Here is a 15,405-nt window from a genome sequence, read left to right on the forward strand (position 1 = left end):
AATGTTTAAATACATACTTAAAAGATTAATGTTGGCTATTTTAACAATGCTTATTATTATTGTGGTTGTTTATACAGTAACTGCATTATTTCAAAAAGATCCTTTTGTCTCATTAGAAGATGCTGGTAATAACGCTAATATTAAGGAGGAAAACTTAAAATTAGCAAATGCATACTTTTTAAAAGATAAAAGCGGGGCATGAGTCCCTGTTTTGGATAGACTGGCTTTATATTTATTTGGTAATAAATTTTTTGGAATGCCAATTTATTTTAGAGCTTCTACTCAAGAATTGTTCCAAACTATATCAGTTACTGGAACGCCACAAACAGAAACAATTTATGGAATATTTGAAGGTAATCCAGGACCAATTTTCTTACCCGAAAATGCACCGGGTATTAACATTGCGGAAATTTCTGTTGATCAGCAAATACCATTACTATTTTTTAGACCTCTTAAATATACAATTGGTGTTACATTACCTTCATTTATAATTTCAGCAATACTTGGGGTTACTTTGGGTGTTGTTGCTGGATATAAAAGAGGAAAATTTTTAGATACATTTATTAATAGTGCGAGCTTACTATTTGTTGCAATACCTTCATTTGTATTGGCTCCATTAATTATTAAATGAGGGCTAGCATTAGGATTTCCGCCTTCATATTTACCAATTGGTGAATACACATTAGCAGAAGTAATAAAATCATATATACCTATTATTTTTATTATTTCTATATCTTCATTATCAGGTTATATTATTTATACACGTAACCAAGTTGTTACAGTTTTAAATAGTAACTATGTGCTAATAGCGAAATCAAAAGGGTTAAATCAATCACAAATTTTTTTCAAATATGTTTTAAGAAATATTTCAATTCCTTTAGTTGCTATTATTATTCCTTCATATATTATTCTATTATCAGGTTCAATTGTTATTGAAAGATATTGAAATATACCCGGGACCTCAACAATTATTGTTAACTCATTCCAAAAAGGTGAAACAAATATTATTATGTTTAACGTAATATTTTTCTCACTACTTAGCGTATTTACGGCAATTATTGTTGATGTTGCTGTTGCAATTATGGATCCAAGAATTAAATATTCTTCAGATACACCAAACTCATTAATAAAAAGATTTCATGCTTGAAAAATAAGAAAACAAAAAATAAAAGAATTTAAAATGAATTCATTACAACAGAAAGGAGAAATCGATGTCTAAAGAAAATTTATTTAAATTAAGTCCTGAACAGAAAAAATTATTAGTGTTTGCTGACTCAAAAATTAGAAAAAGTACAAATGAAATTACTGGAAAACCTAAGATAATGTTTGTGGAAATTTTAAAACGTTATTTTTCAAATCCATATGTAGTTATTGCAACAATCGTTTTCTTTGCTATCATCGTTATTTCTCTCTCAGTTATTTTATTTTCAAAAGTGTATCATCCAGAATATTTAGAGCAAAATATTTCGCCATATAAAATTGATGTTGCTCCTTCTGCTGCTGGACAATTAATTGATAAATCACCTGAATGGTTACCGCCAGAATATATTCAGATAATTAGCAAATTTAAAGAAACTGGAAATACTTCACTTCTTGGTGGAACTGATGCCGATAAACTTCAAGGTATTTATAACTATATACCTGAACTTAATAAATATTTACAATTAACGCCTGATTATTTAAAAGAAATTAATGGTAGACTTGAATTTACATATAATGCTTATTACTTTAATTATATTAAAAAAGTTATAGAAAAAATGGAGCAGCCAATTTCTGAAGGCGGACTTGGAATTATGTTTAAAGACTTGCTTCCAACAATTAATGGTGATAAACTTGTTGATCCAATAAAAACATTGCAAGGACATGAACAATGAATATCTGATCAATGAAATGAATTTGCAATTAAAGGTGCTTATAAATCACTACTTGGAACAGATGAAGTTGGGAACGATATCTGAACAAGAACATGAGCAGGTACATGACAAGTTATTTGAATTGCTTTAGTGGTAGCTACTATTGAAACAATTATCGGGGTTGCAATTGGAGCTTATTTAGGATTTCATGCTTATAAAAAAGTAGATACAATTATTATGAGAGTAATTGAAATTATTACTTCAATTCCAGGCTTAATTTGATTTTTACTTATTGTTTCATTCTTTAACTCACCATCATCAGGCGCATTAATAATTGCATTTATTATTATTGGCTGAACAGGCCCTGTTGCTGGAGCAAGATTATTTATTATTACAGTTAAAGATGAAGAATTTATTGTTGCCTCAAAATCATTGGGGGCAAAGGAAGCAAGACAAATTTTCTCACATGCCTTGCCAGCAATTATAGGGAAAATTGCGCAGTCATTTGTTAGAAGAATTCCTTCTGTAGTGCTAGGTATATCTTCACTAGCATTTCTAGGTTTTTATAAAGATGATGGGTTAAATGCCAACTTAGGAAGTTTATTAATTGAAGCTAATGGTAAATCTGATAAAAATATTTGATTATTAGTTCTTCCAACAACAATATTAATGTCACTATCATTATCACTACACTTTATCGCGTTAGGAGTGCACGATGCTTTAGATCCTAGAGTAATTCGGGCAAAATAATTATGAAAAAACAAAACTGATTTAAAGAATTAATTCAAGAAATTAAACAAAAATTTATGCCTGTTTCATCTGTTTTAAAAAGCATTGAAACAGAAGATAATTCTTCTGGTTTATTAGAAGTTAAAAACTTAAGAGTTTCTTTTAGAACTTCTAAAAAGAAAGTGATAAATATTGTTAGAGGAGTTGATTTAAAACTTAAAAGAGGGGAGATTGTTGGACTTGTAGGCGAATCAGGTTCAGGTAAAACAGTTACTTCAAAATCTTTATTAAATATTAATGAAAATGCAATTATTCAAACAGATACATTTAGAATTTCTAAATATGATTTATCAAAATTAAAATTTGATAAACAATGACAAGCAATTAGAGGAAGTAAAATTGGTTATATTCCTCAAGATCCACTTACTTCATTAAACCCAACAAGAAAGGTTGGAAAACAATTATTAGATGCATTAAATAATAATATTGAGTGAAAAGATAGATCATTTACACAAAAATATGAATATTTAATTGATTTAATGAAAAAATTTGGTCTACAAAATGCTGAAGACTTATTTTATAGATATCCACATACATTATCTGGTGGTATGAAACAACGTATAGTTATTGCTATGGTTGTAGCTTTAAAACCAGAATTAATTATTGCCGATGAACCAACTACTGCTCTTGATCCTACTGTTCAAGCATCAGTACTTGCTTTATTTGAAAAAATTAGAAAAGATTTTAACATTTCAATTATTATGATTTCGCATAATATTTCAGTTATTGCTAAGTTTTGTGATTATGTTTATGTTATGTATGCTGGAAGAATTGTTGAAAGAGGATTAAAAGAAGAAATTTTTACTGATCCAAAACATCCATATACATGAGCTCTTATTTCAGCAATACCTGAAGATGAAGATGAAAGATTATACACAATTAAAGGTAATCCACCTGATATGGCCAACCTCCCTTCAGGCGATCCATTTGCACCTAGAAATGATTATGCTTTAGAATTAGATTTTATTAAGGAACCGGAATTAATTAAAGTAACAAAAACGCACTATGCGGCCACATGATTGTTGGCCCCGGGCGCTCCAGAAGTACAATTAAATGATGAGCTAAAAAGAAGAATAGAAAGTTTTAAAGAGGTTTTTGATGGAAAAAAGTAAAGAAATACTAAAGGTAAAAAATTTAAAAAAATATTTTGTTAATAGGGGGTTTGTTAATAAGGCTGTTGATGATTTAACTTTTAATCTTAAAGCTGGAGAAATTTTAGGAATTATTGGTGAGTCTGGTTCAGGTAAAACAACTGTAGGTAGAACTCTTATTCGACTATATGAAGATTACAATGGATTCATTACTTTAAATGACAAAATTATTTCAGGTAAAAAATTAACAAAAGCAAGAGAAAAATTTTTAAGAAGAAGTATTCAAATGATTTTTCAAGATCCTCATGCATCACTTAATGGTCAAAAAACTGTTTATTCAATTTTAGAAGAACCTTTAATTGTTAATGGCATGATTAAAGATCGCATTAATGATCTTCTTCAAGATTGAAAAATTATTAAAACAAACTTTAGATATTCATTTGAAAAAGAGTATAAAAAACTCAAACTTTCAAACTTGAAAGCTATTAATGAAACTGCAATTCTTTTTTTTAAAAAATATCACAAAATGATTAATGAACTTGAAATTGAATCAGGTGCTGATATTAAACAAAATGTTGAAATATTACTTTCTTATTTAGAAAAAAAGCAAGAAATGGAATCTTTTATTGTTGATAAAATTTATACAAATTTTGATAATATGCTTAAAATTTATTTTAAATATCAACAAGATTATAGAAATAATAATGTTGATGTTGATGAAATCGAACTTAAAAAGGCAATTAATAATTATGAAAATGTAAAAGCATTAAGAAAAATTACTGAAAAGGGTCATTTATTAGAAACGAAATTAGGTAACAAAATAAAAGAAAAAAATGACAAAATTAGTGAAATTAATGAATTAATTTTAAATAATAAAAATGCTTTTAATAACTACATCAATGAATTTGAATCCGAGTTAAGACTTAAAGAAATTTCTAAAGGGTTGACTCATAATTTAGATGAATTTGCTTTATTAGAAAAAAATATTCTTTTAATTAAAAAATCGCACACTTTAATTAAAGCTATTTCAAAAGAATTAAGATACTTAACAATTGATCAAATTACTGAATTAGTAGATAATATAAAACTTTATAATGCTGAATTTACCGAAAAAGAGTTGAATTTCTCATTTGTTTTAAAACACAAAAAGGAAGTTTCAAGTATTATTCAAGAAAAATATGATTTTAATTATTCAAAATATTTAAAGCTTTCTCAAAAACAACATAAAGAGGCTAATAAAGAAAAAACCAAAATTAAGCACAATGTTGCAAAATTTAAAAGAGAACTTGATATTGAAAAGAAAATTTCTGGAATGAGTAAAGAAAAAGCTTTACTATTAGAAACATTTTTAGTTAAAATTAATAAATTAATTGACAAAAAAGATGATTTGCTTTCTTCAAATGAAGATCCTAATAGATGAATGATTATAGAAAAACTTAAACTTGAAATTAAAGAAACTAAAATTCAATTAAAAGCTGCATTAGCTAAATTTAATGAAAAAGAAAAATCTGCTTATAGACTTAAAAAAGAAGTTTATAAAACAAAAATTACTGAATTAAAATCGCAGTTAAATGATTCAAATCATAAACTAATTTATCAACAAATTAAAAAGGAAAAGACAGAATACTTTAATTCATTAAATTTAAATGTTAAATCAAGTTTTGATCTTAAAGAGGCTGCCAACAAATTGGCTAAAGCAAAAGCTGAAAATAAAGAGGAAATTAAAAAATATATTCAACAAAATATTGAAATTAATTCTAAACTTGATGATGAAATTAAAAAAGAAAATGATTTATATTTATCATTAAAAGCTGAACAATCTGAAGTAAATAAATTATTTGAAATTAAATATAAAGAGGCATTAGATAAATTTAGAGAATATAGTATAACAATTGGAAAATCAAAAAAAGATATTAAATTTGAAATTAATAAATTTATGACAATGTTAAAAGAAAAGCAAGAAACTCTTGAATCATTTAATGTTGAGGTTAAATACTTAAATAAAGATATTAAAAAATTAAATATTTTAATGGGTATTAATGAAACTCTTCTTTCAAAATTATTTAAAAATTCTGATTTATATAGAAATATTCAACATTACTTAATTTACTTTATTGCCAAAAGCAAAATAAGTAACTTATTAACTAAAAATAAAATTTATAAGGCCCTTGAAGATGTTGGTCTTTTAAAACAATTTGCTTATAGATATCCTCATGAATTCAGTGGTGGACAAAGACAAAGAATTGTTATTGCTAGAGCATTAATTTCTGACCCAAGTATTATTGTTGCTGATGAACCTATTGCTTCTTTAGATATCTCTATTCAGGCGCAAATTATTAACTTATTAAAAGATTTATGTGAACAAAAAAATATTGGATTAATATTTATAGCTCATGACCTTTCAATGGTTGAATACATTGCTGATAGAATTTTAATTATGCATCTTGGTAAAGTTGTTGAATCAGGAAAAACAAATAAAATATATGAAAATCCAATTCATCCATATACAAAAAACCTATTTAAAGCAATACCTAAAATTTCAAATGCTGATAAAAAGTTTGAAAATATTTCTTTTGTTTTAGATTATCTTTCAGAACAAAATTTTTATAACATTCCTTCTGTTCACAAATATGACGAAGAACATTTTGTTTATGGAACGGATGCACAATTTATTAAGTGAACAAATAAAAAACGCTAAGCAACTTCAGCTAAAGCAATATAATTTTATATTAAATTTTTTCTGCTCTAGTATATTCGGCTTTAGTTTTTTTAAAACATTTAATAAGTTTTTGCTTATTAACTGAATATGCTTGCTTATATTTTTTAAGTACTATAATAATTTTGTGCTTGGTTTTTGTTTTAAAAACAAACTGATTTTAAGGTATAGAAAAACTAATAAAAATATGAATAATAAATTGTTAAAAACTTAAATATAAATTTTTGCTTTGTATTTTGTTTTTATTTTTTATTATAAAAGTTAAAAAATAATATTAATGAATAAAACCACAACTGCAGCATTCGCGTATTTGTGGTTTTAATTAATTTTTAATTTCAATTATAAAGCTTGTGCTAACTTATTTAATTTTTTAGCTAATTAACTTTTTCTAAATTTAATAATTCATTTATAAATATTGCTAATTTTAAACTGGAATAACAAAATTTTCTTTTTTTAAAATTTTATTTATTAAAACTTTTAAATATATTTGTTAAGAATCATCTATAAAAATAAAAATAACTCTATCTTTTTTAAGAAGTTTTCTAGATAATTAAAATCTTTCGTTCAAAATATTTAGTCAGTCATTGCAGCTAAATTTATATTAATAAACAAATTTGTTTACCAAAATATTTTTTATTATTAGTTATTATATTGCCATTATTTTTTGCTGATTTAGTATTAAAGGAAAATCGATGTAAATTACATCATAATTAGCACATGTACAATCTATCTTTTTCTTTCTTTGCACTACTAATAAAGTTTTTAAAAGCATCATAATTTTTACAAGTAATTGATTGGTTATTAGTTATGCTTTCAATATTATTAAAAAATGATTTTTTATTAAATTTTAATAAAGTTATTTTTTATTATTTATTTCAAGCACTGCGTCAAATGTAAAAATCTTTAAAATTTTCTAAAATTGTTTTAAATATTTTTTTAATTTTTATAAAAATCGCTAACAGCAATTTATCATTTTTTTAGAACTTGAAATAATATTACTTCAAGTTTTTTTTCAAACTTTTAATGTGTATATTATTATTTTTATTTATTATTTTCGTAAAGTAATTATTAAATAAATTTTTATTTTTTTGTAAAAAAGTTATATAATATTTATTATAAATGGTCGCGTAGCTCAGCAGGACAGAGCACGAGCCTTCTAAGCTTGTGGTCAGAGGTTCGAATCCTCTCGTGATCGCCATTTTTTTATACTTTTTAAAGTAATGTGGCGATATAGTATATACTTTTATATATATTATTTTTATAAAATAATATTTAATTGCTTAAAGTTAATAATATATAAGGAGAAAAATGAAACCAACTAAAATCGTTGCATTAGGTGGTGTTCAGGAGATTGGTAAAGCTACATTATTAGTAGAACAAGAAGATAATATTCTACTAATAGATGCTGGTATTAAATTTGCTGACATGTTTTCTACAGGAGTAAAGGGTATTATCCCTGATTATTCTTATTTGAATACACCTGGCAAGAAACCACTAGGAATAATTATTACTCATGGACATGAGGATCATATTGGTGGCGTTGTTTACGCTTTAAAACAAACATCAATTAATAGAATTATTGCTCCAAGAATAGCAATATCTTACTTAAAACTGAAAATGCAAGAGCATGGAATTAGAAGAGAAATTGAATTTATTGAATTGGACAAAAATACTGACTTTAATTTAGGCCCTTTCCGAATAGATGTTTGAACTGCTCAACATTCAATTCCAGATGCGTTTGGAATTAGATTAACTACTGAAAACGGTTCAATTATGTGTACTGGTGACTTTAGGTTTGATTATCGTCCTATTGGTAATTTGACAGATTTTACAAAATTAAAACAAATAGGCGATGAAGGTTTGACTGTTCTTTTATCTGATTCAACAAATGCTATGAGACCGTATCATTCGCCTAGCGAATTGGACATTTTATTTGATATAGAAAAATACATGAGATCTGCTGAAAAGAAAATTATTGTTACTGCTTTTGCTTCAAACCTAACAAGAATGAAAGCAATAATTAATCTTGGTATTAAACTTAAGAAGAAAATTTGTATTTTTGGTCGTTCAATGGTTAATAGTGTTGATATTGGTAGAAAACTAAATTATATTGATGTTCCAGATGATTTATTTATTAATAAAAAACAAATTAATGATTATAATGACAATGAATTATTAATTATTACTACTGGTTCACAAGGTGAAGAATTAGCTGCTTTAGCTAAAATGTCAAATAATAAACATCCACAAGTTCAAATAAAAAATAAAGATTTAATTTTATTTTCAAGTTCACCAATTCCTGGTAACAGAATTAAGATTGAACTTTTAATTAATAAATTATGTAAATTGGGTGCAATTGTTAAAGAAAATGGCGTAGATGGTTATTTACATACTTCAGGTCACGCTTATAAAGATGAACATGCTAAAATATTCCAATTAACAAAACCAAAATACTTTTTGCCTTACCACGGTGAATATCGTATGTCTGTTGTTCATGGTGAATCCGCCGTTAATAACGGAGTTAATAAAAAGAATGTGATGATACCTAAACTAGGAGTTCCATTCTACATGATTAATAATAATTTAATGGAAGCAGATAATGAAAGAATTAATGTGGGGCCAATTTATATTGATGGTAATACAGCATTAGAATCAGATTCTAAAGTATTAAATGAAAGACATAGACTTGGTAATAATGGATTCGTTTATATTATTTTATCAATTGATAAAAAAAATAATAGTATTGTTGGAAAACCAAGCTTAGTTTCTAGAGGAACATTTTATACTAAAAATAATGAAGATGTTATTAATGAGGCTAAAAAAATTGCTCATGGAGCCGTTTTATATACAATTAAAAATACAAACGATTGAGATGTCATTAAGTTAAAAGCATTAATAATTCAAAGATTGCAAGCTTTCTTCTATAAACAAAAAAGAAGAAATCCAATTATAGTTCCGGTTATTTTGTTTACTGAAAATGAAATTAGTGAAGAAATTAATCAATTATCTGTAGAACTAATTGAAAAAGGAAAAGAAAAAGTTATTGAAAAAGAAAAAGCTGTTAAAACTTTTTCTGCTGCACAACAAAAAATTCTCGCGTCATTAAAGCAAGAAATGATTTATGATAATCCTGATGGCGATTTTGATGATGAAGATGAAGAGGATTTAAGAGATCTTCATGAATATGATGAAGACGATATATAAAAACACAGCAGGCGCTGTGTTTTTATATTATATTAATTGATCATAAATATCTTCGCCAGTAGTTTCAATTGGGTCAATGCCAAAGTTTCTTGCAACGATATTACCTGTTGTGCCAAGACCTACAAGTGGTCTATCAAAAGCTTTAGGATGTTTAAACATTTTTGAATATACAGTTAATGGTAAAAATTCTCTTGTATGATTAAATCCTGGATAAGAAGGATCATTGCCATGATCAGAAGTAACAATTAATAAATCATTTTCTTTCATAGCATTAATTAATTTTCCTAATTTAATATCAAATGTAGAAATGTTTTCGGCATATCCTGAAATATTTCTTCTATGTCCATAGTGACTATCAAACTGAACTAAATTAGTAAATATAAATTCATTGCTTGTATTTTTCATTACTAATTCAATTGTTTGATCCATATTTTCAGCATCTGATTTTGTAGGGTATTTTTCATCAATTCCGCTGCCTACATAAATATCATTAATTTTACCTACTGAAATAACTTTAATACCTTTTTCTTGCAATTTATTTAAAATTGTAGTGTCTGGTGTATTCGCATAATCATGTCTATTAAATGTTCTTGTATAGTTTCCTTTTTCACCAATATATGGTCTAGCAATAATTCTACCAACATTTCATTCTGGTCTTGAAGAACATATTCTTCTTGCTTCCTTCGCATATCTATATAGATTGTCTAATCCTGTTCATTCTTCATGAGCACATATTTGTAAAACTGAATCGAATGAAGTATAAACAATAATTGAACCATTTTCTTTTTCTTCATGAGCTAATTCATCAATAATTGTAGTTCCTGAAGCGCTTTTATTACCAACAATTTTTCTTCCGTCAAATGCTTTTGAAAGCTCATTAATTAATTCTTGAGGAAATCCGTTTTCAAAAAATGTTGGAAATGGAACTTCAGTTTTAATTCCCATCATTTCTCAATGACCTGCTAATGTATCTTTAGCATTTGAAACTTCTTGGATTTTTGCTACATAAGCGATTGGATTTTTAACAGGCATAACATTATGAATTTTCGCGATATTAGCAATACCCATATCCCTTCATGTTTTAATTTTAAAGTTTTCGTCTTTTGAAGCTGAATATAGTGTATTAGCTCCTTCATCACCAAATTTCTTTTGGTCTTTATCAGGCCCAATTCCTAATGAATCAGTAACAATCATAATAATACGATTAAATTTTTGCATTTCTTCTCCTTATGTATTAAAATTATAATATGTTTTATTATTAATTGTTAATAAGATAATTATGATAAGTTTTTAAAGGAAATGCTTTAAAAAAATTAAAAATTTTTATTGAAATAAAAAAATTGTTTATATAATAATATAGCTAATAGCCTAAGTGGCGGAATGGTAGACGCAAGGGACTTAAAATCCCTCGGAGGTTACTCTGTGCTGGTTCAAGTCCAGTCTTAGGCACCATAGATGCGTCTTTAGCTCAGCAGGTAGAGCAAATGGCTTTTAACCATTGGGTCAGAGGTTCGAATCCTCTAAGACGTACCATATTGCAAAAGCAGCCTTAAATCTAACTTTGGTTAGATTTTTTTATAGTTTTTTTAAAAAAAAAATCAGAGCGTCGCTCTGGTATGGTGGAGATGCCGGGAGTCGAACCCGGGTCCGCATAAAAATATTATAATTAATTCTACAGTTTAGTTTATTTCAATTTTACTAATTATTATTGACAAATAAACAATTCAAATAATAATAGTCAGTGTAATTTAATTAATTAGTGACACTAAATATACTAATTAACGATCTCTAACCCTATTAATTTATTCGAGAATTATAAACTAATAACTTGCTATCAATTAAACGAAAGCAAGATTTGCATAACCGCTATTTGCGATCATTAATTTTGAGTATTTAAACTCTTTGTTTTCTTCTGTTCCATTTAGGAATGCCTAGTGCCTTATAGTCTGCAGACTACTGCCTTAATTACATACCTAATATACGTCGAAACCATTACATCCCCAAAAAAAGTATATTATAATTATATTATAATTACTTATTCATCACTAAAACTATCTAATACTATTTTAATTTCATTAATATGTTTAAACGCCTTTTTAATATTAAGTAATCTATCTGAAAATGAAAGTGAATTTTCTTTTAAATATAAATTTATATTTTTAATAACTTTAAAATCAGAGTCAATTTTTTTAATAAATTTTTTGTCAATATTAATATTCTCGTGTTTAATTTTATATAAAAATAATGATATATTTTCTTTCGCTTCCTTATATACTTCAAATCAATTAATTTGTTCTACAATTTTTTTTGCTCTTTTTTCAATATATAACATCAACTTAATTTCATTTAAATTTTTAACTAAGTTAGCCGAAATATCTTTTAATTTACTTAAATGTTGTTCCTTAAAATCGGTTTTTTTATTTTCTAAAGTTTTTTTAAAGTTATTTAAAAGTATATATATTTTTGAATAAGGAATTACTTCTTTTAATAGTTTGTCAGCTTCTATTTTTAATGATTCAAATAAAAATTTCTCATACTCATCACATCAATTAATTTCATTAATAAGAAATTTTATTTTCTTGTTAATGAAAAGTATTTCTTCATTTTTATGTTTAAAATTTGTATGTTCACTTTCAATAAAATTTAATTGAGAATATAATGAGTTAATTTCATTTTTGAAATAATTTATTCTTATAAATTTTTTTGTTTCTACAAACTCTGATATCAAACTTAATATTTTTTTATTTTTAAATAAATTGTTTGAAAATTGACTTACTTGCATTAAAAGCCAATCAAATTCAACTTCAAATTTATTTATAAAATTATTAATATTTTTTTCAAGTTTTTTAAATTCAAATATTTTTTTGCATGCTCAAAACAATCTAAAATTATTTAAATTCTTATTATTTATAAGTCATAAATATTTTTCTAATTCATTACTTAACTCATTGGCTTGTTTGCTATAAGTAAAAATTAAACTTGTATTTTTTTCAGAAATTAATAATTCATTATAAATAAGGCCGCAATGTTTATTGATAATTTTTAGCCTTAAAATATCTTTATTGCTTTTTATTTGGCTTTTTTGTATATATTTATTTAAATATATATTTATTGATATGAAAAAAAATAGCAATATAACTGCGCTTGCTAATATTATTAATAAAACTATTTTAATATTGCTAGATTTCATTAAATGATTTTGTTAAGTAGAATATTGTAGTAAGTCCATAATTTTTTTCTGAAAGAATTTCATAACCATCTAAGTTAATATCTTTCTTTCTTCTTGTTTCTACTATAACAATCCCTTCAGGTTCAAGAATAGATCTATTCTTAATAATATTTAAACTCTTATTATAAGCGGATATATCATCATAAGGGGGGTCAATAAAAATTACTGAGTATGTTTCAGTAGTTAAATATAAATAATCAAGAAAATCTTTACAAAATAAATTAACGTTTTTGAGTTTTAAAAGATCAATATTTTGTTTTATAACATTACAAATATCTGTGCCTTTTTCAACAAAATCAACAAATTCATAACCATTACTAACAGCTTCTATTCCCATAGCACCAGTTCCAGCAAAAAGATCTAAAAATCTTTTTTTATTTTCATTAAATCTTAAATAATTAAAAATTGCTTCTCTAATTCTATGCTGTGTTGGTCTTATTTTTTTATTAATATGGCTGATTAATTTTCTATGCCTTAACTCGCCTGAAATAATTTTTATCATAATATATATAATAGTATATTAATTATATTAATATATAATAATTATTATGTTTAAAGTAAAATTAGTTGAATTACCAGAAAAGATTTTAAGAGAAAAAAGCAAGGATGTGCCACTTCCTTTATCTGTTGAAGACATTGAATTAGCAGAAAAAATGATTTGACATGTTACAGATTCGCAAAAAGAAGGAAGTCAGTTTCGTGCTGCTGTTGGAGTTGCAGCAATTCAATATGGAATTCCTAAAAAAATGTTTTATTTTAGAGTTCCTGATAATGATGGAAAAATTATTGTCGAAGATTTAATGATAAATCCTTATTTTGAAGCATATAGTGATTATAAGTTGGCACTAAATACAGGGGAAGGCTGCTTGTCAGTAAATGAAAAATGGCCTAATCAAGAAGGTTATATTTATCGACCTGCTAGGGTTATTCTAAAAGGATATTCATATCTTACAAAAAAAGATGTGACGCATGATTTAAGTGGTTATGCTGCAATTGTTGCTGGGCATGAAATGGATCACTTAAATGGTATGTTATTTATTGATAGAATAAATCGTAAAGATCCTTTTTATAAACCTAAAAATTCTGAATTGATATAATAAAAATAGCGAAATAAATTTTGCTATTTTTATTATTTTTTATTTTATATGCGTTTTAAAAACACAATAATTAGTTGTCATAATTGTTTTCAATTCAATTTTTTATTGTATCAGGCGTAATAATATCAGTAATTTTAAGTTTATTACCATTTCCGTTAGATAATAATCCTCACCCTCAACTTAATATATTACCTAATCCTCATAGATTTGGAATTGATATATATAATTCGTTTTTTTCAGAAAATCATTTTACTATATTAAAAAGAAAATTATACAAAGTGTCTAGTTTATCATTATATTTATCTTTATTTTTATTAATTTTATCTCTTAAAACAGTAATAAGTTTTTCAAATATAGTTAAAAACCCTTTTTTTTCATTATTAAAAATGTTTTTTCCATTTCCTATTATCATATCTACAACTTTTTTTATTGTATTTGAGCCTGAAAAAAATGTTGTTATTTGTGGTAAAAGATTTTTATTATTATTTGAGTTTACAAAAAACATATCAATATCACTAAACTCGGGGAAGGTTTTGAATTTATCTTTTTCATCTGAAACTTTTTTTAACAATTTTAAAAACTCTTCTAAAATTGTTCCGCCATTATCATCTTCAAGTATTTGAAGCAAATATGATATCGGATTATTTTTAATATCTAATTCCCCATTTTTGCCAAAATCTTTTGCTCATCCTTCTATTTCATCTTTACTTATAATGTTTTCAATTTTTTCTTTATCAAAAATAATTTCTTTTGCTTTTCCTAATAAAAAATCAATAAGTTTTTTATTTTCATAATCATTTTCTTTATATAAATAAAAAATTAAATTTTTAAATGAATCTTTAAAATCTACATTAATGTTTTTATATTTTAAATATGTTTTAAAAGCAAGATCAGTAAAATAAGCTTTAGTTTTGTGTAATGGATCTCTATTATACTTAAATAAATATATACCGGCCCCAATAACACCTCCCGCTACTAAAAGTGCTGAAATTGTTGAACCCGCTATAATATAAGCATTTTTCTTTTTATTAGCTGCTTCTAATTCTTTTTTTCTTAGTGTTTGTTTTGCTTTTTTCTTTCAAATTGTAAATATATTTTTAGTTTTTAAAATTGCATTAATATCAGATTTTTTTTCTTTTTCTTCTTCAATATTTTCAAAATTATTTTTTTCTACTAAATTTGAATCAATGATTGAAAAATTATTTAATTGTTGATTATCTTTTATTAGACCAAAAATTAAATCTTGCTTATTATTAAATTTAAACTTATTTTTTTCTTGATTAATTAGTTTCTTGCTAATTTCTTTTTGCACTTCTTTTTTATTTATATTTAAATTACAACTAACAATAGTAGTCGATAATCCTATTACACTTGAAAAAAGAAATGCTAATTTATGTTTTTTGATCATAATATCCTTTCAAATAAA

General features: G+C 25.1%; 10 protein-coding genes, 3 tRNA genes and 1 other RNA gene. 9 read left to right on the forward strand and 5 right to left on the reverse strand.

What is annotated here, in order from left to right; all coding sequences use genetic code 4:
- The first annotated feature begins 1 nt into the window (after position 1).
- The 6 genes from QMA87_RS02210 (at position 2) to QMA87_RS02235 (ending at position 9,653) form a co-directional block, all read left to right on the forward strand.
- Positions 2–1,219 carry an ABC transporter permease gene (locus QMA87_RS02210; RefSeq protein ID WP_283833287.1) on the forward strand — a complete coding sequence of 406 codons (1,218 nt, stop codon included), beginning with the start codon at positions 2–4 and terminating at the stop codon, positions 1,217–1,219.
- Positions 1,212–2,603: an ABC transporter permease gene (locus QMA87_RS02215; RefSeq protein WP_283833761.1), complete on the forward strand. Its 1,392-nt coding sequence runs from the start codon at positions 1,212–1,214 to the stop codon at positions 2,601–2,603. The genes QMA87_RS02210 and QMA87_RS02215 overlap by 8 nt, the downstream gene beginning before the upstream one ends.
- Positions 2,604–2,605: 2 nt before the next feature.
- Positions 2,606–3,754, forward strand: coding sequence for an ABC transporter ATP-binding protein (locus QMA87_RS02220; protein ID WP_336619106.1), 1,149 nt, complete (start codon positions 2,606–2,608; stop codon positions 3,752–3,754).
- Positions 3,741–6,431: an ATP-binding cassette domain-containing protein gene (locus tag QMA87_RS02225; protein ID WP_283833762.1), complete on the forward strand. Its 2,691-nt coding sequence runs from the start codon at positions 3,741–3,743 to the stop codon at positions 6,429–6,431. The genes QMA87_RS02220 and QMA87_RS02225 overlap by 14 nt, the downstream gene beginning before the upstream one ends.
- A gap of 1,139 nt (positions 6,432–7,570) precedes the next feature.
- A tRNA-Arg gene (locus QMA87_RS02230) sits at positions 7,571–7,647 on the forward strand.
- Between the two features lie 110 nt (positions 7,648–7,757).
- Positions 7,758–9,653: a ribonuclease J gene (locus QMA87_RS02235; protein ID WP_283823617.1), complete on the forward strand. Its 1,896-nt coding sequence runs from the start codon at positions 7,758–7,760 to the stop codon at positions 9,651–9,653.
- Positions 9,654–9,680: 27 nt separating this feature from the next.
- On the opposite strand, the gene QMA87_RS02240 is transcribed toward QMA87_RS02235, so the two are convergent.
- Complete coding sequence (locus QMA87_RS02240; protein WP_283827188.1) at positions 9,681–10,871, reverse strand: phosphopentomutase; 1,191 nt, start codon at positions 10,869–10,871, stop codon at positions 9,681–9,683.
- Positions 10,872–11,019: 148 nt separating this feature from the next.
- Here QMA87_RS02240 and QMA87_RS02245 point away from each other — a divergent pair.
- Positions 11,020–11,105: transfer RNA gene (locus QMA87_RS02245), tRNA-Leu, on the forward strand.
- A 5-nt stretch (positions 11,106–11,110) separates the two neighbouring features.
- Positions 11,111–11,186 (forward strand) — tRNA-Lys (locus tag QMA87_RS02250).
- A gap of 84 nt (positions 11,187–11,270) precedes the next feature.
- Here the strand turns inward: QMA87_RS02250 and ssrA are convergent.
- The 3 genes from ssrA to rsmD form a co-directional block, all read right to left on the reverse strand.
- Positions 11,271–11,655, reverse strand: a transfer-messenger RNA (tmRNA) gene (gene ssrA / locus QMA87_RS02255).
- 33 nt (positions 11,656–11,688) lie between these two features.
- Complete coding sequence (locus QMA87_RS02260) at positions 11,689–12,843, reverse strand: hypothetical protein (RefSeq protein WP_283833763.1); 1,155 nt, start codon at positions 12,841–12,843, stop codon at positions 11,689–11,691.
- Complete coding sequence (gene rsmD, locus QMA87_RS02265; protein ID WP_283823614.1) at positions 12,833–13,384, reverse strand: 16S rRNA (guanine(966)-N(2))-methyltransferase RsmD; 552 nt, start codon at positions 13,382–13,384, stop codon at positions 12,833–12,835. Before rsmD ends, QMA87_RS02260 begins: the two co-directional genes overlap by 11 nt.
- A gap of 46 nt (positions 13,385–13,430) precedes the next feature.
- On the opposite strand from rsmD, the gene QMA87_RS02270 reads away from it, so the two are divergent.
- A complete protein-coding gene (locus QMA87_RS02270) occupies positions 13,431–13,979 on the forward strand; it encodes a peptide deformylase (RefSeq protein ID WP_283823613.1) in 549 nt (182 codons plus the stop codon).
- Positions 13,980–14,049: 70 nt separating this feature from the next.
- Here the strand turns inward: QMA87_RS02270 and QMA87_RS02275 are convergent, their stop codons facing one another.
- Entirely contained in the window at positions 14,050–15,387 is a 1,338-nt protein-coding gene (locus tag QMA87_RS02275; protein ID WP_283833764.1) for a hypothetical protein, read from the reverse strand.
- Between the last annotated feature and the right edge of the window lie 18 nt (positions 15,388–15,405).

It is taken from the genome of Mycoplasma phocimorsus (genome assembly GCF_030077875.1).
Lineage (GTDB): Bacteria > Bacillota_I > Bacilli_A > Mycoplasmatales > Metamycoplasmataceae > Mycoplasma_H > Mycoplasma_H phocimorsus.